Genomic DNA, 21,582 nt, shown 5'->3' with positions numbered 1-21,582 from the left:
TAGAAATGGGTAATAAACAAACCTTTAAATTAAATATGCCAGAAATAAATTTATATATAATTGTTATTGGTATTTCTAGTATAATTTTGCTTTATTACAACTTGTATGTAGGGTGTTTATTTTTCTGTATTTTTGTATATATGGTTTTTCACAATTGGAGAACAACTAATATTAGACGTCATGAATGGACAGAGTATATTCAAAACTTATCTTTAGACATAGATGAAACAACCAAGAAAGCCATAATAAATCTTCCAATACCACTGTGTATCTTAGAATTTGATGGAAATATATCGTGGTATAATGGGAAGTTTTATGATATGATTGATCAAAAAGATTTACTTGATAAAAATATAGAAGAGATAGTTAAAAATCTTAATTTAAGAAAAGTATTAAATGAAAATAAAGAGATGTACACAGAAATAAACTACAAAGAAAAAGAATATACAATAATTTATAATGTTATAAAAAATGATCAAGAAAAGAATCCTAAATATTTGATGATATTATACTGGATAGACAAGACAGAATATTTAAAAGTAAAACAAGATTATGATGATGAAAAAAATGCAATGATGCTAATTCAAGTAGATGGATATGATGAAGTATTAAAAAGTGCAGCAGAAGACAAGAGAGCTTTAATTAACGTTGAAGTAGAAAAAATACTTTCTGCTTTAGAATTAAACTCAAATGGTGCATTAAGAAGAACTTCAAAAGATAAATTCTTCTTGGTAATGCATAAAAAAGAGTTAAAAAAATTAGAAACTGAGAAGTTTTCTATTTTAGATACAATAAGACATATTGATTATGGAAATAATCTTCCTGTTACTATAAGTATAGGAATTGGTATAGATGGAGATACATTAAATGAGAACCTAAAACTCGCTACAGGTGCACTTGATTTAGCACTTGGTAGAGGTGGTGACCAAGCTGTTGTAAAAACAAAAGATAAATTTGTATTTTATGGAGGAAAATCTAAAGCTGTAGAAAAGAAGACCAAAGTAAAGTCCAGATTGATAGGTCATGCTTTAAGAGAGGTTATACAGCAAAGTGACCAAGTTTATATAATGGGACATAAATATCCAGATATGGACGCTATGGGAGCCGCAGTTGGAGTTTATGATATATGTAAATCCTGTAACAAAACAGCAAACATAGTTTTACAATCTGTAAATGAATCTATAGAAATATTTATAAATAAAATAAATGAGAATAATTATTATAAAAAACTGTTCATTGGGAAGGAAGATGCTATTGACAACTGTACTAAAAACACATTAGTTGTAGTAGTTGATACTCATAGACCTAATTATACGGAATGTGAAGAGCTATTAAAGTTATCAGAGAAGATAGTTGTAATAGACCATCATAGAAGAGGTGTAGAGTTCATAAATGATGCAGTACTTTTATTCCATGAGATATATGTATCTTCAACATGTGAAATGGTTACAGAATTAGTTCAGTATATGGATGAAGATGTAACAATAAATAAACTCACAGCTGAAGGACTTTTAGCAGGAATAAGTTTAGACACTAAAAACTTTGCATTTAAAACAGGTGTTAGGACCTTTGAAGCTGCTTCTTATCTTAGAAAAGTTGGAGCAGACACTATTGAAGTCAAAAAATTCTTCAATTCCGATGTAAAAGATTTCATAATAAAAGCTGAAATAATTCAAAGTACTAAAATAATTAATAATAGAATATGTTTAGCTTATTCAAGTACAGAAATAGATAGTATAAATGTTATAATAGCTCAAACTGCTGATGAATTATTAAACATAAAAGAAGTAGAAGCTTCCTTTGTATTAGGTGAGAAAGATGATACTATATTTATAAGTGCAAGGTCTTTAGGACAAATAAATGTACATGTACTTATGGAGAAATTAGGAGGCGGGGGGCATATAGATATAGCTGGAGCACAGTTAAAGGATGTTTCTCTAAAAGAAGCTTATAAGATGGTAAATAAAATAATAGAGGAGTATTTAGAGGAGGAAGAATAGATGAAAGTTATATTATTAAAAGACGTAAAAGGAACTGGTAAAAAAGGGGAAATGAAAGAAGTAAGTGATGGCTATGCAAGAAATTTCTTATTTCCTAAAAAGATGGCTGTACAAGCAGATAATGTAGCAATAAAAGAGTTAAATGAAAAGAATAAGTCTAAAGAGATAAAAGCGAAAAAAGAATATGAAGAAGCTGTTTTATTAGGGAAACAAATGGAAGAAATCAATATAGAAATATATTCAAAAGCAGGAGAAGGTGGAAGACTTTTTGGTTCAATAACTGCTAAAGAGATTGCTGAGCAATTAAAGAAACAAAAAGATATAGATGTAGATAAAAGAAAAATATTATTAGATGAACCAATAAGAACTTTAGGTTCAACATTTGTAGAAATAAAAATACATCAAAAAGTAACTACTAAAATAAGAGTAGATGTAAAAGAAAAACAGTAATAACTAGAGGTGATAAAGATGGAAGATATGACGAGAATTCCTCCTCATAGTGTAGAATCAGAACAATCAATATTGGGCTCTATACTTCTAGATAAAGATGCTATAATAACAGTTACAGAAACTATAAAGCCTGATGATTTCTATAAAGAGGCTCACAAAATAATATATGAATGTATGATAACTTTAAGTAATAAAGGTGAGCCTATAGACTTGATAACACTGACAGAAGAACTAAGAAAACAAGGGCATCTTAATGATATTGGAGGAATCAGTTATATTACAAGTCTTTCTACTATAGTACCTACGACTTCAAATGTAAAATACTATGCTGACATAGTAAAAGAGAAGTCTGTGCTTAGAAAGCTTATAAAAGCTTCTAATGAAATAATAAATTTAGGGTATAGTGGAGCAACTAAAATTGAAGATGTTTTAGAACAAGCTGAAAAGAGCATATTTGATATATCACAGGAGAAAACTAGTGATGATTTTAAATCTATAAACTTAGTTTTGATGGATGCCTATGATATGATAGAAAAACTATACACTAATAAGAGTGATGTAACTGGTATAACTACTGGTTTTAAAGATTTAAATAAGAAAATAAATGGTCTTCAAAGGACTGATTTAATATTAATTGCAGCTAGACCAGCAATGGGTAAAACTGCTTTTTCTTTAAACCTGGTACAAAATGCAGCCTTAAAAGGTGATGCTTCTGTAGCTGTGTTTAGTCTAGAGATGTCTAAAGAACAATTAGTGCAACGTATGTTATCTTCACAGTCCAGTGTAGAATTAAAAAAGATAAAGACTGGGACACTTAATGATAATGACTGGCCTAGAATTATAGATGCTATGGCAGTATTATCAGATGCCAAAATACACATAGATGATACTCCTGGTATAAAAATATCAGAATTAAGGTCAAAGTGTAGAAAGTTAAAAATAGAAAAAGGTCTGGATTTAGTGCTTATTGATTATCTTCAACTTATGGAAGGTGAAGGTAATAATGAAAGTAGGCAACAAGAGATATCTAAAATATCAAGGTCACTAAAGATATTAGCAAAAGAATTGAACTGTCCTGTTGTGGCATTATCTCAGTTATCACGTGCACCAGAGCAAAGAGCAGACCATAGACCTATGTTATCTGACTTAAGAGAGTCTGGAGCAATAGAGCAGGATGCGGATATAGTCATGTTTTTATATAGGGATGAATATTATCATGCTGATTCTGAGAGTAAAAATATAGGAGAAGTAATAATAGCAAAAAACAGACATGGTGAAACTGGTTCTGTAGAACTAGTTTGGCTTGGTGAAGTTCAACGATTTGGGGATAAGTTAAGAGACCTATAATCTACCGAATATCCACAGAACATTCTTTCTTTCTACAGGAAAAATGTGGATACATGTCACTAAATATGTCTAAACATTGAAATATAGCTAAAAAATTATCCACAGTATCCACAGATAGCCTGTTGATAAGTGTGAATAAGTAGATAAAGCAAGCTTTTGGCTTGCTTTATCTGTGTATAAATGTTAATTATTAGGAGGAATAATATGGAAAACATAAGCTTAAAGTGTATATATCCCAATATAATTAAAGTACTTGATGAAATAAACTTATTTAGAGTAATTGATAATGATTTAAAAGAATCAATTGTGGTTTATGCTAGTATCGTGGATAGTCAATATTATATAAATATGACTAACACAAACTTTGGAAATATAATTAACATATGTAGATTAGAAAAACTTTTAGATGTGGATAAATTTATGGAAAAAGTTATAAAATATGAAAAGGAAATCATAGAGAAAGATGAATTTCCAAAAATAGAAAAATATCTGTTAAATATTGGAGAATGCTAAAAAAGTTGAAAAAAATACGAATATTTGATAGAATAAATAAGTGAAGCGTTCGAGAGTATATAAAATATAGAGGTGAATTACATGAAAACAGTTGCAATTGTTGGTTCTCAATGGGGAGATGAGGGTAAAGGTAAAGTTATAGATTATCTTGCTACTCAAGCAGATGTAGTAGTAAGAGGACAAGGTGGAAATAATGCAGGACACACATTAGTTGTAGAAGGTAAGAAGTATGCATTACATTTAATTCCATCTGGAGTATTAAATCCAAAAACAGTGAATATAATAGGAAATGGTATAGTATTTGACCCTAAAGGATTTTTAGAAGAATTGGAAATGTTTAAAGCGGATAATATAAGTACAGAAAATATAAAAATAAGTGATAGAGCCCATGTCATATTCCCATATCATAAAGAGCTAGATGCATTGTCAGAAGAAGCCAGAGGCGACTTGAAGATAGGTACAACAAAAAAAGGTATTGGACCTTGTTATATGGATAAAACAGAGAGATCTGGAATAAGAATATGTGATTTAATGGATAAAGATAAATTTGCCATAAAATTAAAAGCTCAGATAGATGCTAAAAATGAAATAGTTAAGAATATATATGGAAAAGAAGAATTATTTGATTTTGAAACTATATATAATGAATATATTGGATATGCAGAACAAATAAGAAAATACGTGGCAGATACATCAGTTATTGTATATGATGCAGTAAGAGAAGGCAAAAAAGTATTATTTGAAGGAGCACAAGGTACTTTATTAGATTTAGACTTAGGAACATATCCATTTGTTACATCTTCTCATCCAACATCTGGTGGATTTGCAATTGGTGCAGGTATAGGGCCAAATATGATAAAAGACGTTGTAGGTATAGTAAAAGCATATACTACAAGAGTTGGAGAGGGTCCATTTGTTACAGAACAAATAAATGAAACTGGTGACAAAATAAGAGAACAAGGTCATGAATTTGGAGTAACTACTGGTAGACCAAGAAGATGTGGATGGTTTGATGCAGTTATAGTTAAGTATGCGGCTAGAGTTAATGGTTTAACTAGTATATCCTTTATGTTATTAGATGTTTTAACTGGATTTGATAAGATAAAAGTTTGCACATCTTATAAAATGGGTGATAAAATAATAACAGATTTTCCAGCATCATTAGATGACCTAGCAAAATGCGAACCTATATATGAAGAATTAGATGGATGGAATGAAGATATAACTCAAGTAGATAATTTTGATAATCTTCCAGAAAATGCAAAGAAATATATAGCTAAAATAGAAGAGTTGGTCGGAGTAAGTGTAGACATGGTTTCTGTTGGGCCTAATAGAGCTCAAACGATAATAAGAAAAAATATATTTGCTTAATATTTTATTAAATAATTTAAATTGTGAATAATAAGGAAAGAGTATCTTAAGATAATGATTATAGTTATCAGAGATACTCTTTTGCGTTAGATTTATATTAAATTTTATTCAGTTAAGATTATTTATGTATATTCTATGTGTAATTAAAGCTGAATTTCTGTATTCTAATTACATATTTTATTTAAAATACTTGTTGAAAATAAGTAGTTTAAGAGTATTTTAAATATATGCTAAAAAAAATAAAAAAACTATTGACTAAAAATTGTACAGCAGTTATAATATAACTTGTGAGTGAAAGAAACGACGAAAAAAGTCGAAAAAATGTGGTCTATTAGCTCAGTCGGTAGAGCACCTGACTTTTAATCAGGGTGTCCCGCGTTCGAGTCGCGGATAGATCACCAAAATGGCTCGTTGGTCAAGAGGTTAAGACACCGCCCTTTCACGGCGGTAACAGGGGTTCAATTCCCCTACGAGTCACCAGTATGGGACTATAGCTCAGCTGGGAGAGCACCTGCCTTACAAGCAGGGGGTCACAGGTTCGAGCCCTGTTAGTCCCACCATTTTTTTATGAGAGATAAATACTAGATTATATGCTGGTGTGGCTCAACGGTAGAGCAGCTGACTTGTAATCAGCAGGTTGTAGGTTCGATTCCTATCACCAGCTCCACAAAGTACACAAATTCAAATCAATATAATTTTCTATGTTACAGGATACTTTTAAGTATCTTTTTTTGATTGAAAAATTAAATTTAATTACAATAAAATATTAAGTTATTTTTGATGATATAATTTTAAGATTAAAATTTAGAATTTTTTTAAAATAATATTATATAATATGCTGAGTTTAAAATATCGATAAATTACAAGTAATATAAAGAATTAGATGTATTAAAAATACTTTAGAAGTGTAATTATGGTAAAGAGATTAGTTTCTCTAGTATAAGTTTTAAACAGAGAAGCAAGGTTGTTCTTACCTCTCTATTTAAAAATAAAAAAATGTTTTTTAAGGGCTATTTTATTTAAATCTTTCCCATCTCAAATCATCACCAGTAAATTCTAAAATCCTAAACTTGTCTAAAATTCTAGAAAGAGTTCTTTGAGTATAAGTGTTTCCTATTTGGGATGGTGTTAAGTTGGTTGAGATAATAATTTTTTTACCAGTAACGAGTCTTGTGTTGACAATGTTGAAAATTTCTCCACTAGTAAAAGAGTTATTGAGTTCAGTACCAAGGTCATCTATTATTAATAAATCACAATCAAACAAGTTTTTATAATTATCTTCACTTATCTGATTATTTGCGTCTCTTCTAAATTTATAGTCTTCAAGAATATCTAAGATTCTAAAAGAAGTCTGATAGATTACAACATTTCCTTTGTCCAATAATTCCTTTGCGATACAATTACACATATATGTTTTTCCAAGTCCAGTAGAACCATAAAACAATAGATTTTCATCATTATCTTTCTTGAAATCATGAACAAAATTTTCGCAGATACTTAAATTATTTAGCATATTTTCTCTAGGAGATATTTCTCCGTTAGAGCCTTTATTAGGAGAAAATATATTCAAGTTAAAATTCGAAAAATTTTCCTGACTTAAAATCCTATCTAAATTAGACATTTTATAAGCTTCATTTACAATTTCTTGTTTAAGGCAAGAACATTTTTCCCCATTAGGTAAAAAACCTTTGTCTTTGCAATAAGTACATTGAAACTTCATTTCTAGGTAATCAAGAGGTATATTATTCTTAATGAAAAGCTCCTCTTTCATTACTTTTAAAGATTCGATAGTCTCTTTAGATTTATTTACAATCTCATCTTTAGATTTAGGATTTAAAAGTACTATTTTAGCTAAACTAAGACCTATTTTAGAAATTTCATCCTCTATAGATTTTATTTCGGGAATTCTATTATATACCTCATTTTTTCTGTTTTCTAATAAGAGTTCGTTATTATCTTTTCTCTTATCGTATTTAGCAAGTATTTTTCTTATTTTATCTTCATTCATTTAATCACCTACTTAAACTTTTCTTTTTGACTTTTTTTAATAATCTCATCGAGTTCATCAGAGGTATACTGAGTGAATGTTTCGTTGAAATTATGAAACTTAGTTTTCTTGTAAGTATTGTTGTTTTGAGTAGTATTAATCTGCTTCTTATTAATATTCTCCTTAACTATACGTTCTTCCTCTTTTTGCTTTAAATCATTTAAATTTTTTATATTTTTTTCATTCCAATTTTTAATGATACCATTTATATAAGATATACTTGGGTTTGAAATATTTTTAGATTTAGAACAAGCATTTATTATTAAGTCTATATCCATATCAAACTTATCAAACCAAGTGTCCATAAGTTCTTTTTCTGACTTTGATGGTTGTCTTGAAAATCCTAATTCATTGAAAATGGTTTTATATAAAATATATCTTTCGCTTCTAACTAAAAAGCTATCTTCAACATCCTTTGGAGTATATAAATTTGAATCATACCAATTCCTGATAATACCCTCAATGTATTTAACTGGTTTTGATGTACCAGTTTTATCTTTGACGTATTCATAAGCACAAAGTATCATATCAGTGCTCATATTGTATTTATTCATTATATCCATGATACTTATCTTTTCGCTTGGGTCGAGATAACGACCAACTATTTTATTTATGGAATTGAACATTTTTCTAATACTTGGATTTTCAGAAGTAGATACAACTTGGTCTGTATTAGATTTTATAGATGAATTATTACCTAATATATTCTCAATATAGAAATTTTTTAAATCTAAAAATTCTATTGAATAATTAAAATTATCATGTTCTCCATTGTCATGTATTTTTATAATCTTCTTTTCCTCCCAAAATTTCCAAGCCGATAATACATCAGACAAAGGTATATTTAGGTTTTTGGCTATTGAATTGTTGTCAAACTTAGGATTAGAAGTAATATCACATGCTTGTCTATAGCCCAAAAGATAAACTTTTACGTATAACCCGTCCGCCATTGGCATAAATATATCTATAAAGATATTGGGAATAGTGATTTCACCTAAATCTATTTCATTGCTTTCTTTGAAAAACATTTTATCACCTCAGATTAAATTATATCATTTTTTATATTATATTTGTCTGTAAACAAATAAAAGGTCACAAGATTAGCATGTAAATATTTTCTAGCAAGATTCATTTTGAAAGGGAGGAGATATTTTGGTTATAAAATTCAACCAAAAAGTAAGAAGAACATTATCAGTAGCAATTCTATTTATGGTATTAATAATAGGTTGCTTTATAGAAAAGGATGACAGTTTAGAAACATACAAAGAAAAAACTAATTCAAAGATAAATCAATATAATATGGATGTTATATTTGATGATGAAACTAAGAGGCTAATGTGCAATCAGAATATTGAGTACATAAATAATACAAAATCAAATATGGATAAAATATATTTTCATATATATCCAAATGCTTTTTCCAAGAAAGATTTTGCTCCTTTTGAAAAAGAGGAAATGACAAGAGCTTATCCTAATGGATTCAATGAGGGATACATAGATATAAAGAATGTCTTAAACAAGAATAGTAAAATGGAGTATAAGATTAAAGGGGATAAAAATGATATATTGGAAATAGAATTGGGAAAAGAATTAAAACCAGATGAAAGAATATCATTGGACATAAAATATAATGTAAAGATACCAAATTCAGTTGGAAGATTTGGATATGGAGAAAATACTATAAATGTTACTAATTGGTTTCCTATAGCTTGTGTTAATGATGAAAGAGGATGGAACTTAAAGAGTTACGAAACAATTGGTGACCCATTTTATAGCGAGACTAGCGATTTTCATGTGAAACTATTGATTCCAAATAAGTATAAAATTGCCCATACAGGAAAACTTATTAACGACAAACATGATAATAAAAAGATGCTATATGAAATAGAAGCTGAAAGTGTTAGAGATTTTGCATTTATATTAAGTAGCAAATTTGATGTAAGTAAAGTGGATTCAAAAGGGATAGCAATTAATACATACAATTTAAATAAAAAACTTTCTAAAAAAGCAACTGAAGTGGCAAAAGATTCAATAGATATATTTAGTGAGTTATTTGGTAAATATCCATACAAAGAATACTCTGTTGTAGCAAGTGACTTTTTTATAGGTGGTATGGAATATCCTATGCTCGTTATGATAGACCAAAGTTTATATAATGAGAAAAATGAATTTCTACTTGAATATGTTATTGCACATGAAACAGCACATCAATGGTGGTATTCTGCTGTTGGAAATGATGAAATAAGTGAGCCTTGGTTAGATGAAGCACTTACTGAATATTCTACAATAGTGTATTTTGAACAAAAATATGGTAAAGAAATGGCAAATAAGCTCCTAAAGACGATGGAGATACAGACAAAGAGTTATTTGAGTGAGAATATATTTAAGCCAGCAAATGAGTATAAAAATTCTACTGAATATAGTTTGAATGTTTATACAAAAGGAGCAATAGCTTTTAATGAAGTGAGAAAAGAAGTTGGTGATAAAGTATTCTTTGAGACTTTAAATGAATACTATAATAAATATAAGCATAAGAATGCAAATGGAAGAGCTTTTGTAGAGATATGGAGCAATAAAGGGGTAGATATAAATAAGATTATAAGTGAATACAAGTAGATTTTGTATAGGAGATGTTTCAAAATAGGAATTTGGAGCATTTCCTTTTTTATGTAAAGAACGAGAAAATAGAAATGGAGGTTCTTAAGAACCTCTAATCTACAGGATAATTGTTTTTAAAAAAGAAAAGCATCATGTTTAATTGTTATTTCAAAATAAATATTATGTCATTATACTTTATTTGGATGCATATTTGCCTTATAGCTACAACGATAGTTTTTTATTTAGCAGAGTTTATAGGACTTGTACTATTCTCAAATATGTTTATGGAGAGTAGTTTTTAATGATAAATACAAATCTTTTTCATCTTCATAAATTTCTGAGATTGAATTAGATATTCTTTTCAAAAGTTCAACATTAGCTGTTTGAGATAATTCCCACATATCATTAGCTATTTCGTTCCAATGTTCAGAAACATCAATAAACTTCTCTCCTATCACAACTAGTCTCTCATCATTTATTATTGGAGCAGATTCAATTAAAAATTCGCCATACATCTTGCGGAAAATTCCACCACCAGTTCCACCATCTTTACTGATTTGAAAATAGTTTGTTATTCCAGCCAAGCGTAGTTTATCTGAGCTAAATTGCTTCCACTTTAGTATTTCTTTTGAAAATTTCATTATAACTAACCATATGATAATCTTGAGCTATTTGCCCAGAGGGAACTCGTATAGGGTAATCGTGATTATCTCTATCACTTATCCAAAATCTTCTTGTTGTTTCATCTTTAAATGATGGTTCTAAAATACCTTCTTTGTCATAATAGCGTAGAGCTTTTACAGTCAAACCAGATATTTTAGAAAACTGACTTGTTTTGTACATAATTACCTCCTTTGATTTTAATTTTAAACTATCCTCTACACTGGAATGTCAAGAAAATTATAAAGTATTAAATCTGACTATACAATGAGCTATTTATCTATATATATATTTGCATAATGCAAGTAGGGAGTATAGTGTTAATGTTCATAGCAAATATAATATCTTTTTAAAGTAATTTTCTTTATGGTTTGTATCTTGAAAACATTATGTATAGTAAATATGTTTGTACCATTTAATAATAACATCAATTTGGCTTTTAAAAAGAGCATTGTAGGACAAGCCACAATCTATACTAGATGATATCATGTTAACTATAAATAAAATAAACTTATTGGAGGAAATGAAATGTCAAGAATAACAGATATTACTATAGTTAAACAGAGTGCATATTATGCTTTAGTAATAAGGAAAACAATTAACTTCATGAATGAATTTCAAGAGTTTTCTGCTCAAGGATATGATAAAATCATGGAATATATAAAAAGTAAAAATACTTTCGTAGCAGGAGGACCTATTGTCTGTTTTTACAATATGGACTTAGAAAAATTGGATATTGAGATAGGATTTCCTACTGCAACTAAGATGAAAGGTGCAGATGATATTAGAGGCATAGAAATTCCTTCACAAAAGGTAGTTACTGCAATTGACCAAGGTGATTATCTTTTGCAAGACTCCACATTAGAAGAATTATTTGCATGGGTACAGAATAGCCCATATGAAATGCTTGGAGAAATTTATTATCAGTACTTAAATACACCAAATCGTCCGACAAAGGAACTATTAACAAAGATGATGTTGCCTATTCGTTAATATGAGGTATTAAAAATAATACATGAAAATTCAAAACAGGAGTTGAACTTAAAATTTGATTGGAAAAAATCAATTTCGAGACAACTCCTGTTTTTTTGGTATAATATAATTTATAAGGCAGAAAAAGAGGTGAAGGAATGCTAAAGTATTGTTCAGTTGGAAGTGGCAGTAGTGGAAATTGCCATTATATAGGGTATAGAAATACTAATATACTAGTAGATGCAGGATTAAGTGGAAAGAGAATAACTACAGGTCTTAAAGACATTGATGTAGATGCAGATAAATTAAAAGGAATATTTATAACACATGAGCATGTTGACCACATAAAAGGAGCAGGTATATTATCAAGAAAGTTTGATATACCAATATTTGCTAATATAAAGACGTGGTGTTCTATGAAGGATAAGTTAGGAGATATCAAAGATAAAAATATGAAAGTTTTTGAAAATGATAAAACTTATTCATTGGGAGATATTATAGTGAGACCTTTTTCAATAGAACATGATGCGTCTGACCCAGTTGGATATAATTTCTATACAGAGAGTGATGAAAAGATGTCTATAGCTACTGATATAGGGTGTATAACTCAAAATATAAAAAAACATCTATATAAATCTAAATTGGTAGTATTAGAATCAAATTATGACCCTAATATGCTTATGATGGGTTCATATACATATACTTTAAAGAAAAGAGTAATGTCAAACACTGGGCATTTATCTAATGAAGATGCTGCTAACTTCTGTGTTGAGCTGATTAATGAAGGGACAGAATCTATATTATTAGCACACTTAAGTAAAGAAAATAATTTTCCAGAATTGGCATATGAAACTTCAAAAGGAATATTAGCATCAAATGATATAGTAGTTGGGCAGGATGTAAAACTAGATGTACTATCACGAAATGATGTTTCTAATGTTTATGAAATGAAGTAGAGGTGAATAACTTTGCTAAAAAGAAATTTCGAAAATGTTGAAGATAATAAAATTTTATATTCTATAAAGCAAGGAATGATTTTAGCGATACCTGCTATTATGACTGGTTCAACTGCACTTGTTATTTTGAACCTTCCAATAAGAGAGTATCAAGAATGTTTATCAAATTTGTTTAATGGAGAAATTACAAATATTCTTAACTTTATAAATGACTCTACTTTAGGAATTATTTCATTAATAATACTATTAACAATAAGTTATAGTTATGGGAAAATATATGGGAGCAAGTATACAGTACTTGTTCCTATAGTTGCAATGTGTTCTTTTTTAGTATTTTCAAGTGGAAATGAACCTAATTATATAGAGGTATTTAAGACCAAGTGGTTATTTACAGCTATTATTGTAGCTATGACATCTTCTGTATTGTTTGTAAAACTTACAGAATCTTTTATCACAAGTGTAAAGTTCCATACAGAGGGAGCAGACGCAGACTTTAATATGGTAGTATCAGCTATAATTCCATTTGTAATTGTAGTATTTTTATTTTCTATTTTTAGAGTAATAATGATAAGTTTAATTGGCAGTTCAAACTTTCAAGATATATTTTATAATTTATTTTCAAATGTGTTTAGTAAAATGGGAAGAAATCTCATGAGTGCTTTACTATTTATTTTCTTAATGCATTTTATGTGGTTTTTTGGAATTCATGGGAGCAATGTGCTAGATACAGTTGCGAAAAATTTATTTGAAAATAGTATGGCAATTAATATCAATTTAGTTAATAATAATCAATTGCCAACAGAAATTTTTACTAAGACTTTTTTTGATACAATGGTCTTATTGGGTGGATGTGGCTCTTTACTATGTCTAGTAATTGCGATTTTTCTTAGTGAAAAACGTATAAATGTGAGAAAACTAGCAAAAATTGCTTCCATACCAGCTCTTTTTAATATAAATGAGATGTTGGTTTTTGGGATACCAATTGTTTTTAACCATATCATGTTTGTGCCTTTTGTAATTACTCCAATAATTTTAACTATTACAAGTTATATAGCTATGTCTATAGGATTTGTTCCATGTACAATTTCTCCTGTAGAATGGACATCCCCTATATTTTTAAGTGGATATATGGCTACAGGTTCGATAAGAGGTAGTATGTTACAATTGTTTAACTTATGTATTGGAATTATGATTTATATACCATTTATAAAGATGTCACAAAATAGATATACATATATGTTTAAAAATAATATAGAAAACTTAACAAATTTAGTAAAAAGATATGAATTAACAGGTGAACAACCAAATCTTTTAAATTATAGTGGCAAAATAGGGTCAATTTCAAAAATGTTAGCTTCAGATTTAAAGTTTGCTATGAAAAGAGGAGAGATAGAACTTTTTTATCAACCTCAAGTCAATTATAATGGAAGTGTTGTGGGTGCAGAAGGATTACTTAGATGGAAACATTCAATAGGAGGATTTATTTATCCACCATTAGTTATAATCTTGGCTAAAGAAGAAGGATTCTTAGATGAACTTGGAGAGTATATTATTAATAAAGCATGTATTGATTTAAAAAAGAGTGAAAAGTTATTGAGAAATCCTGTTAAATTCTCTGTAAATATATCTCCAGACCAACTTGATGACTCTAAGTTGCCAGAGCAAATAAAAAATATTATTAATAGTAATGATATAAATCCTAGTATGCTAGGTATAGAAATTACAGAGCAGGTTGCATTATCAGGTTCACAAATAATTATTGAACGTATCAATGCGATACATAACTTGGGAATAAAGCTAATTATGGATGATTTTGGAATGGGTCATAGTTCTCTCATATATCTTCAAAATAATAATTTTGATATAGTTAAATTAGATGGTTCGTTAGTTAAAGAGATACTTACAAATAAAAGAAGTAGTGAAATTATAATGTCTATTGTAAATCTTTCAAAGAATTTGGATTTTGACATAGTTGTTGAGTATGTTGAAAATTTGAGCCAAAGGGATAAGCTATATGGTTTAGGATGTGAGATATATCAAGGATATTATTATAGTAAAGCTGTACCTTTTGAAGAGTTTATAGAGTATGCAAATCAAGAAAGAGTGAGATAATTTTATAAGAGTTTATAGATTATATTAGGATATAAATTTGTAGCAAAATTAAGTTTAGGAGAAACATATGAATATAAGTATAGTTGTGGTAGGTAAAATTAAAGAGAAATATTTAAAATTAGGTATTGATGAGTTTAAAAAAAGACTTTCTAAGTACTGTAAGTTGGAAATTATAGAATTGGACGATGAGAAAGCTCCAGAAAATTTGAGTGCTAAGGAAATGGAAATTATAAAAGATAAAGAAGGTAAGAAAATTTTAGGCAAGATAAAGCACAATAGTTATGTTATAGCTTTAGCCATTGATGGAAAGAATTTGTCTTCTGAGGAGCTTGCTAAGACTATGAGTGATTTAGCAGTTAGAGGTAATAGTAGTATCTGTTTTATAATCGGAGGTTCTCTAGGACTATCTGATGAAGTCTTAGGAAGAGCTGATTATAGGTTATCTTTTTCTAGGATGACTTTTCCTCATCAGATGATGAGGTTGATATTGTTGGAGCAGATTTATAGGGCGTATAGGATAAATAATGGAGAACCATATCATAAGTAAGTGATATAACATAATAAATAAAATAAAGGTAGATAAGGTAATAAATACCTAATCTACCTTACTTTATTAAATTGACGTATAAGTGCCATCCCACACTATTCTTTTATAATTTTCAGTATCAGTATCACCCTCTGTACTTATAACAAGTATTTTTGAATCTTCATTTATATTTAGCTTATCAGCTATTTCTTTTAATCCATCTTCCTCTAAAATTAAACTTAAAATTCCTAAACCTACTGCACCAGATTCTCCAGATACGACTTTAGGGTCTCCTTTTAGTGGATTAGCAAGTATTCTCATTGCTCTTGCAGATACATAGTCAGGGCAAGAAATATACATATCAGAATAATCTCTTAAAATATTCCAACCTATAGTATTTGGTTCTCCACAATTAAGTCCTGCCATTATAGTTTCCATAAAACCTGTAATAGCATGTGGTTTTTGGTCATTTATTTCTGCTGATTTAAATATACATGCTGCTTCATTTGGTTCAACTATAGTAGTTATTGGTCTATTATTGCCAAATAAATATTCTAGATATCCTTGTACAGTTCCAGCAAAAGAGCCAACCCCTGCCTGAAGGAATACATGAGTAGGAATTCCATTATCTAAAGAATTTATTTGCTCTATAGCTTCATCAATAAGAGTAACATATCCCTGCATAATCCAAGTTGGAATTTCTTCATAACCATCCCAAGCAGTATCTTGTATTATAACACCATTATTTTCATCAGCATATTTAGTAGCTAATCTTACTGCATCATCATAATTTAAGTCTGTTATAGATGCCTCTGCACCTTCTTTTCTAATATTATTTAATCTTATCTCAGAAGATCCTTTTGGCATAAATACTACTGATTTTTGTCCAATTTGATTTGCAAACCAAGCAATTCCTCTTCCATGATTTCCATCAGTGGCTGTTACGAAAGTTAAACTTCCAAGCTTTTCTTTTATATCCTTACTGTTTAGCATTTCAAAAGAAAGATTAGAAATATCTATATCTAGTTTTTTTGCTATATATTTTCCAACTGCGTATGACCCACCAAGACTTTTAAAGGCATTAAGCCCAAATCTATATGATTCATCTTTTAGCCAGATATTACTAACCCCTAATTCCTTAGCTAATTCACTTAAACTGTGAAGAGGAGTTACTTTATACTCTGAAAAGCTTCTATGGAAGTTTCTAATTTTTTCTATTTGTTCTTTGTTAATAAAGTCTATACTTACTTTAGATTTGTGTAAATTTCTTGCATTTTTATTTTGTATATATTTAATATCTTTTATATTTCTCATAGTTTTTATCTCCTAAAATTATTTGTTATTTATTTCTTAATTATAATTATATTGACTAATTAATAAAAAATATATAATAATATAAGCAATAAGTATCGTTATATTATCAAGTTATGTATAATTTTTAAAAATCAAAATCAGTAAAAGGAGCTTAGATTTATGAAGGATAATATTGTTACTAATAAAAATAAAAAAGAAGTAACACAACAAGGTTCATTTGAATTTCCAATTACAGTATATAAAACTAAAATAAGTGAAAATATTTTGGGGTATATTGATTGGCACTGGCATGAAGAGTTGCAATTTTGTATTGTAACAGAAGGTAATATTAATTTTAATGTTGATGGAGACTCAATAATTTTATCTGAAGGAGAAGGGATATTCATAAATACAAAGCAATTACATCAGGCAAAAAATTATAAGGAAAGTGATTGTTCTTATATAAGTGTAGTTTTTAATTCAGACTTTATATCTAGCTTTGCAGGAAGTCTTATAAATATAAAATATATACAACCTTATATAGATAATTCTAGAATTAATTATTGTACTTTGAAAAATGATATTGAATGGAAATCGGTTATACTAAACAATATTTTTAAAATTTATGAAGAGTATAACAAAAAGGAAATGGGATTTGAATTACATATATTTATATTATTAATAGAAGTATGGAATGTTTTAATAAAATCTTATTTTGTATCATTTCCTAATAATAATGCTAGAAATAATAGTTTGCATATAAAAAATATAATTGGCTATATATGTGACCATTATATGGAGAAAATCGAACTTAATGATTTAGCAAAAGAAGTTAATTTATCGAAAAGTACTTGTTGTCGTGAATTTAAAAAATATATGAATTGCACTATTTTTGAATATATTATTAATTACCGTTTGGTAGCTAGTTCAAATTTATTAATTGCAACTGATGATTCGATTTCAGATATAGCTTATCAGTGTGGATTTGGTAGTACTAGTTATTTTATTGAAAAATTTAAAATGAAAACAGGAGTATCACCATCTATTTATAGAAGACAAAAAACAAGTTTTTAATAAGATAGTATTTTTATATAGAATAAAGTTTAAAAAATGAAGAATAAAAAATAGCATTAACCATGGAAAAATGGCTAATGTTATTTTTATAATCAATATTAACTAATTTTATATTATAGAAATAAATTTTTCTAATGCTGGGTTTGTATTGTTTTTATTCCATACAACTACAACTTCAATTCTATCTTGTACTTCTTTTATAGGTACAATTGCAATATCATGCTCTATCATATTACCTACAGCACAAAACGAAGGTAATATGGATACACCCATATTAGAGGCTACTAGAGATTCAATAGTATTGAGGTCATTTGAACGTTGTACCACATTAGGTACAAATCCTGCCTCACGATATCTATCTTGTATCATAGATTTTTGACCATATCCATCTCCTGTTTCCTTTACAAAAATAAATTTCTCATGTTGTAACTCAATTAAATCGATACACTCTTTATTACAAAGTGGATGTCCAGGGGGTAAAAGGGCGACTAAGGAATATCTTGCTACAGTTTTATATTCAAAACCTTTTAATGGTTGATTTTCTGGATTAATAACAAAAGCAAGGTCCATAAAATTATTTTTCACTAAGTTTAAAAGCTCAGTCATCTCATTAGTACAGAGTTCCATAGATATGTTAGGGTATGTATGAGAAAATTCTTTTAAATATTGTTGAAGTTTGTTTTTTTCATATCCGATTAAAATTCCAATGCTTAAGGTTCCAGAAAAACCATTTGCAAATTGTTGTGTTTTTGCAATAGCATCATTAATATTTTTTATTATGGTACGTGCTTCAGATAAAAAAACTTTTCCAGCTGGAGTCAGTTCAACATGTCGTTTACTTCTTGTAAACAGAGTTACATGTATCTGTTCTTCTAAGGCTTTAATTTGTTGCGTAACAGCAGTTTGAGAAATATAAAATTTTTCAGCTGTTTTGGTAAAACTTAGATTTTCTGCTACAGATATAAAATATTCTAATTGTTTAGTATTCAAAGAATCACCCCTTTTTAAACTTATCTTGCTTGTAAACATTAGTTATATAATTAAAACTTATTATAGTATAAGGAAACTTACTTTTAAATAATATTAGAAAATATTTGTATAAAAATATATGTTTAAATATGTATTTACATTAAATTTTATAAATTTATTAATAAGAATAACTTATATATTCCCATAAAAACGATATTGGATTTGACTGAGTTTATCCCATAAAATGAAAGTATATCAATTGATAATAACTCAAATAAGAAAGGAGAAAAAATGGAAGATAAATTTTATGCAAAAGGTAAAGGTAATAATGGGTATATTAAAAACCTTGAAGTTTGTTCATTTAATAACTTAGATGGAACTTGTGGAATGTTTCAAATGGCACTTTATAAAAGAGACGAGAAGTATTATTTATATGGGTGTTGTTTTGGGGGAAGTAAAAAGAATGGAGTAATGATTAGTGATATTACAAATCCTTATAATCCAAAATTTATTAAACACTTTCAAATGTTAGATCCAAAAGAATATCCTACAACAACAACTCCAAAAATTCAAATAGCAGATGATTTAATGATAGTAGCCATGAGCTGTGGAAGTGGGCCAGGAGCACTTGTTGACCAGGCTAAATTAGAAAGTATTAAGTGTGAAGCGGGAATTAGAATATATAGTTTAAAAGAGGACCCTCTAAATCCTAAGTTTTTAGGATATTGGGATTGTGGATTGAAGCATGTAATGGGTGTTCATAGATTTATGTATAATGGTGGAAGATATGTACATTTATCAAGCGACTGTATTGGATTTGAAGGAATGATTTATAGAATCATAGATATAATAGACCCAGCTAATCCAGTAGAAATAGGTAAGTGGTGGAGACCAAACCAATATGCAGATGGGTATCCAAATAGAACATTTAATCCAGGTGCACCTCATTGTCCAGAATTTATGGATAAAGGATGGCTTCATGGACCTCCATTTGCAAGAGATAAAAAGGCTTATTGTGGTTATGGTGGAGCTGGTTTAGTTGTGCTAGATGTTGAGGATTTAACAAGACCAAGATGTTTGGGTGAATTACCATTTATGCCTACATTTTCTAGTAGACTTGCAGGAGCAAGAACTCATACAGCACTACCATTACCAGGAAGGGATTTGGTTGTTGTCCAAAATGAAGGAGAACGTTTTCAGTTTTTTGAACCAGAAAATATTACAGATGTGCAAGCTATGAATAATATACATATGGTTGATGTTAGTAATCCAACAAAACCAACATTAATTGCTCAATTCCCATATCCTGAAGTACCAAAAGATTTTCCTTATCCTAATTTTAACGTTGCAGGACTAGGGAAACCAGGACCATTTGGACCACATAACCTTCATGAGCCAATGGATAATAAGCCATGGCTAGAGCAAAGAGGAGATAGAGTGTATTGCTGTTATTTCCATGCAGGTTTAAGAGTTTACGATGTATCAGACCCATATTATATCAAAGAATTAGCATATTTTATACCGCCAAATCCAAATAAAACACCAGAAGAGTCTTATTTTCCAGGATTCCCTGGACCACGTTTAGCAGTAACAGAAGACATTATTGTTGATGATAGAGGATACATCATTATAGATGCTCTAGATGATGGGTTCTATATATTAAAAATGAAAGAAGATTAGTAAATACTAAAGAGGGAGAGTTAAATATGAAAATATTAGGTATTTCTTTTGGAACAAAAAACGGAAATAATGACACAATGTGTAAAGTGGCACTTAAAGGAGCTCAAGAAGTAGGAGCTGAAGTAGAATTTATTCAAATGTCATCCCTTAATATTAAACATTGTACTGGGTGTTGTGCATGTGTTAAGACTTTATTATCTGGAAAAGGTAGTATGTGTATACTAAAAGATGACTTTGAATGGTTACTTGATAAAATAAAAGATGCAGATGGGATAGTATTCTCAGACCCAATATTCGAAGAAGGAGCATCAGGATTATTTCATACTATAATGGACCGTTTTGGACCAAGAGTAGATAAAGGAAATAATATTATAGGAACAAAAGTTGCAGAAGCTACAGGAGGAAAAATACCAGACCCAAGAATGCTTAAAGATAAAGTAGTATCATTTATGGGAATAGGTGGCTCAGACTGGGGTACAAGAGTTCAATGTGAACATGCTATGCTAGCTCTAATACCAATGTGGAAAGTGATAGATAATGCTTGGTTCCCATGGGCAAAAGAACTAGTCATGAATGATGAAAAACTTGCTCAAGTTCGCCAAATAGGTATAAATATAGTTGAAGCATCAAAGGATTTCGAAAAAGCTTCATACCAAGGAGAAGAGGGGGTCTGTCCACATTGTCATAATAGATTATTCTACCTTGAACCAGGTACTAAAAAATCAATATGTGCACTATGTGGTATAGTTGGGGAGTTAGATACAGCAAGTGGAAAAACTATATTTAATTTTCCAGAAGAACAATTAGGTCATGCTCATGATACTTTACCAGGCAAGTTTATACATGGTGATGATATTAAGCGAATGGAAGGTCATTATGCAGAAGTTCGTAAAACAGCAGAGTTTAAAGAAAGAAAAGTAGCTTACAATTTTATAGAGCCATTGACTAAAGAAAAGCAAATCGAAGCTTCATTAGGAGAATAATTGAAATATAAAGGCTCTTTTTTAAGGCGTG

Annotated in this window: 19 protein-coding genes and 4 tRNA genes; 17 read left to right on the top strand and 6 right to left on the bottom strand. The window is 29.1% G+C overall.

Going from position 1 to position 21,582, the window contains the following annotated elements; all coding sequences use genetic code 11:
* Positions 1-5: 5 nt before the first annotated feature.
* From ACTG47_RS19380 to ACTG47_RS19340, 9 genes are all read left to right on the top strand, one after another.
* The gene (locus tag ACTG47_RS19380; protein ID WP_479925743.1) at positions 6-2,000 is read left to right on the top strand and encodes a DHH family phosphoesterase; all 1,995 of its coding nucleotides are present in this window, start codon (positions 6-8) and stop codon (positions 1,998-2,000) included.
* A complete protein-coding gene (gene rplI / locus ACTG47_RS19375; RefSeq protein ID WP_054272076.1) occupies positions 2,001-2,450 on the top strand; it encodes a 50S ribosomal protein L9 in 450 nt (149 codons plus the stop codon). It abuts the gene before it with no gap.
* Positions 2,451-2,468: 18 nt separating this feature from the next.
* The gene (dnaB, locus tag ACTG47_RS19370) at positions 2,469-3,797 is read left to right on the top strand and encodes a replicative DNA helicase (protein ID WP_003420541.1); all 1,329 of its coding nucleotides are present in this window, start codon (positions 2,469-2,471) and stop codon (positions 3,795-3,797) included.
* 204 nt (positions 3,798-4,001) lie between these two features.
* A complete protein-coding gene (locus tag ACTG47_RS19365; protein ID WP_479925742.1) occupies positions 4,002-4,310 on the top strand; it encodes a hypothetical protein in 309 nt (102 codons plus the stop codon).
* An 81-nt stretch (positions 4,311-4,391) separates the two neighbouring features.
* The gene (locus ACTG47_RS19360) at positions 4,392-5,681 is read left to right on the top strand and encodes an adenylosuccinate synthase (protein WP_169469308.1); all 1,290 of its coding nucleotides are present in this window, start codon (positions 4,392-4,394) and stop codon (positions 5,679-5,681) included.
* 325 nt (positions 5,682-6,006) lie between these two features.
* Positions 6,007-6,082: transfer RNA gene (locus tag ACTG47_RS19355), tRNA-Lys, on the top strand.
* A 4-nt stretch (positions 6,083-6,086) separates the two neighbouring features.
* Positions 6,087-6,161: transfer RNA gene (locus ACTG47_RS19350), tRNA-Glu, on the top strand.
* Between the two features lie 4 nt (positions 6,162-6,165).
* Positions 6,166-6,241: transfer RNA gene (locus ACTG47_RS19345), tRNA-Val, on the top strand.
* A 32-nt stretch (positions 6,242-6,273) separates the two neighbouring features.
* A tRNA-Thr gene (locus ACTG47_RS19340) sits at positions 6,274-6,348 on the top strand.
* A gap of 348 nt (positions 6,349-6,696) precedes the next feature.
* Here ACTG47_RS19340 and ACTG47_RS19335 read toward each other — a convergent pair.
* Both ACTG47_RS19335 and ACTG47_RS19330 read right to left on the bottom strand, forming a co-directional pair.
* Positions 6,697-7,689, bottom strand: a complete 993-nt coding sequence (locus tag ACTG47_RS19335) for an ATP-binding protein (RefSeq protein WP_479925741.1) — start codon at positions 7,687-7,689, stop codon at positions 6,697-6,699.
* Between the two features lie 8 nt (positions 7,690-7,697).
* Positions 7,698-8,756, bottom strand: a complete 1,059-nt coding sequence (locus tag ACTG47_RS19330; protein WP_479925740.1) for a DnaD domain protein — start codon at positions 8,754-8,756, stop codon at positions 7,698-7,700.
* 124 nt (positions 8,757-8,880) lie between these two features.
* Here ACTG47_RS19330 and ACTG47_RS19325 point away from each other — a divergent pair, with 124 nt between their 5' ends.
* Positions 8,881-10,344: a M1 family metallopeptidase gene (locus tag ACTG47_RS19325; RefSeq protein ID WP_169469302.1), complete on the top strand. Its 1,464-nt coding sequence runs from the start codon at positions 8,881-8,883 to the stop codon at positions 10,342-10,344.
* 254 nt (positions 10,345-10,598) lie between these two features.
* Here ACTG47_RS19325 and ACTG47_RS19320 read toward each other — a convergent pair whose 3' ends face one another.
* Together ACTG47_RS19320 and ACTG47_RS19315 are read right to left on the bottom strand one after the other, a co-directional pair.
* Positions 10,599-10,967: a DUF4872 domain-containing protein gene (locus tag ACTG47_RS19320; protein WP_479925739.1), complete on the bottom strand. Its 369-nt coding sequence runs from the start codon at positions 10,965-10,967 to the stop codon at positions 10,599-10,601.
* Complete coding sequence (locus ACTG47_RS19315) at positions 10,927-11,169, bottom strand: MerR family DNA-binding transcriptional regulator (RefSeq protein ID WP_479925738.1); 243 nt, start codon at positions 11,167-11,169, stop codon at positions 10,927-10,929. The genes ACTG47_RS19320 and ACTG47_RS19315 overlap by 41 nt, the downstream gene beginning before the upstream one ends.
* A gap of 345 nt (positions 11,170-11,514) precedes the next feature.
* Between ACTG47_RS19315 and ACTG47_RS19310 the strand changes: the two genes are divergently transcribed.
* The 4 genes from ACTG47_RS19310 (at position 11,515) to rlmH (ending at position 15,573) form a co-directional block, all read left to right on the top strand.
* The gene (locus ACTG47_RS19310; protein WP_479925737.1) at positions 11,515-11,979 is read left to right on the top strand and encodes a GyrI-like domain-containing protein; all 465 of its coding nucleotides are present in this window, start codon (positions 11,515-11,517) and stop codon (positions 11,977-11,979) included.
* Positions 11,980-12,116: 137 nt separating this feature from the next.
* Positions 12,117-12,914, top strand: coding sequence for an MBL fold metallo-hydrolase (locus ACTG47_RS19305; protein WP_479925736.1), 798 nt, complete (start codon positions 12,117-12,119; stop codon positions 12,912-12,914).
* 12 nt (positions 12,915-12,926) lie between these two features.
* Entirely contained in the window at positions 12,927-15,026 is a 2,100-nt protein-coding gene (locus ACTG47_RS19300) for an EAL domain-containing protein (RefSeq protein WP_479925735.1), read from the top strand.
* A 67-nt stretch (positions 15,027-15,093) separates the two neighbouring features.
* Positions 15,094-15,573, top strand: coding sequence for a 23S rRNA (pseudouridine(1915)-N(3))-methyltransferase RlmH (gene rlmH / locus ACTG47_RS19295; RefSeq protein ID WP_169469294.1), 480 nt, complete (start codon positions 15,094-15,096; stop codon positions 15,571-15,573).
* 66 nt (positions 15,574-15,639) lie between these two features.
* On the opposite strand, the gene dpaL is transcribed toward rlmH, so the two are convergent.
* Entirely contained in the window at positions 15,640-16,866 is a 1,227-nt protein-coding gene (gene dpaL / locus ACTG47_RS19290; RefSeq protein ID WP_479925734.1) for a diaminopropionate ammonia-lyase, read from the bottom strand.
* Between the two features lie 159 nt (positions 16,867-17,025).
* On the opposite strand from dpaL, the gene ACTG47_RS19285 reads away from it, so the two are divergent.
* Positions 17,026-17,919, top strand: a complete 894-nt coding sequence (locus ACTG47_RS19285; RefSeq protein WP_479925733.1) for an AraC family transcriptional regulator — start codon at positions 17,026-17,028, stop codon at positions 17,917-17,919.
* Between the two features lie 108 nt (positions 17,920-18,027).
* Here the strand turns inward: ACTG47_RS19285 and ACTG47_RS19280 are convergent, their stop codons facing one another.
* Entirely contained in the window at positions 18,028-18,909 is an 882-nt protein-coding gene (locus tag ACTG47_RS19280) for a LysR family transcriptional regulator (protein WP_479925732.1), read from the bottom strand.
* A gap of 270 nt (positions 18,910-19,179) precedes the next feature.
* On the opposite strand from ACTG47_RS19280, the gene ACTG47_RS19275 reads away from it, so the two are divergent.
* Positions 19,180-20,568, top strand: coding sequence for an LVIVD repeat-containing protein (locus ACTG47_RS19275; protein WP_479925731.1), 1,389 nt, complete (start codon positions 19,180-19,182; stop codon positions 20,566-20,568).
* 26 nt (positions 20,569-20,594) lie between these two features.
* The gene (locus ACTG47_RS19270) at positions 20,595-21,551 is read left to right on the top strand and encodes a flavodoxin family protein (RefSeq protein ID WP_479925730.1); all 957 of its coding nucleotides are present in this window, start codon (positions 20,595-20,597) and stop codon (positions 21,549-21,551) included.
* The last annotated feature ends 31 nt before the right edge of the window (positions 21,552-21,582 follow it).

Source organism: Clostridioides sp. LIBA-6622 (assembly GCF_056716095.1).
Note: the sequence above shows the minus strand (reverse complement) of the source record. Positions and strands in the feature narration are given on the sequence as shown.

Coding starts and splice junctions, on each gene's coding strand:
- ACTG47_RS19380 (WP_479925743.1), top strand. CDS start 6: ATGGGTAATAAACAAACCTTTAAATTAAATATGCCAGAAATAAATTTA.
- rplI (WP_054272076.1), top strand. CDS start 2,001: ATGAAAGTTATATTATTAAAAGACGTAAAAGGAACTGGTAAAAAAGGG.
- dnaB (WP_003420541.1), top strand. CDS start 2,469: ATGGAAGATATGACGAGAATTCCTCCTCATAGTGTAGAATCAGAACAA.
- ACTG47_RS19365 (WP_479925742.1), top strand. CDS start 4,002: ATGGAAAACATAAGCTTAAAGTGTATATATCCCAATATAATTAAAGTA.
- ACTG47_RS19360 (WP_169469308.1), top strand. CDS start 4,392: ATGAAAACAGTTGCAATTGTTGGTTCTCAATGGGGAGATGAGGGTAAA.
- ACTG47_RS19335 (WP_479925741.1), bottom strand. CDS start 7,689: ATGAATGAAGATAAAATAAGAAAAATACTTGCTAAATACGATAAGAGA.
- ACTG47_RS19330 (WP_479925740.1), bottom strand. CDS start 8,756: ATGTTTTTCAAAGAAAGCAATGAAATAGATTTAGGTGAAATCACTATT.
- ACTG47_RS19320 (WP_479925739.1), bottom strand. CDS start 10,967: ATGAAATTTTCAAAAGAAATACTAAAGTGGAAGCAATTTAGCTCAGAT.
- ACTG47_RS19315 (WP_479925738.1), bottom strand. CDS start 11,169: ATGTACAAAACAAGTCAGTTTTCTAAAATATCTGGTTTGACTGTAAAA.
- ACTG47_RS19310 (WP_479925737.1), top strand. CDS start 11,515: ATGTCAAGAATAACAGATATTACTATAGTTAAACAGAGTGCATATTAT.
- ACTG47_RS19305 (WP_479925736.1), top strand. CDS start 12,117: ATGCTAAAGTATTGTTCAGTTGGAAGTGGCAGTAGTGGAAATTGCCAT.
- rlmH (WP_169469294.1), top strand. CDS start 15,094: ATGAATATAAGTATAGTTGTGGTAGGTAAAATTAAAGAGAAATATTTA.
- dpaL (WP_479925734.1), bottom strand. CDS start 16,866: ATGAGAAATATAAAAGATATTAAATATATACAAAATAAAAATGCAAGA.
- ACTG47_RS19285 (WP_479925733.1), top strand. CDS start 17,026: ATGAAGGATAATATTGTTACTAATAAAAATAAAAAAGAAGTAACACAA.
- ACTG47_RS19275 (WP_479925731.1), top strand. CDS start 19,180: ATGGAAGATAAATTTTATGCAAAAGGTAAAGGTAATAATGGGTATATT.
- ACTG47_RS19270 (WP_479925730.1), top strand. CDS start 20,595: ATGAAAATATTAGGTATTTCTTTTGGAACAAAAAACGGAAATAATGAC.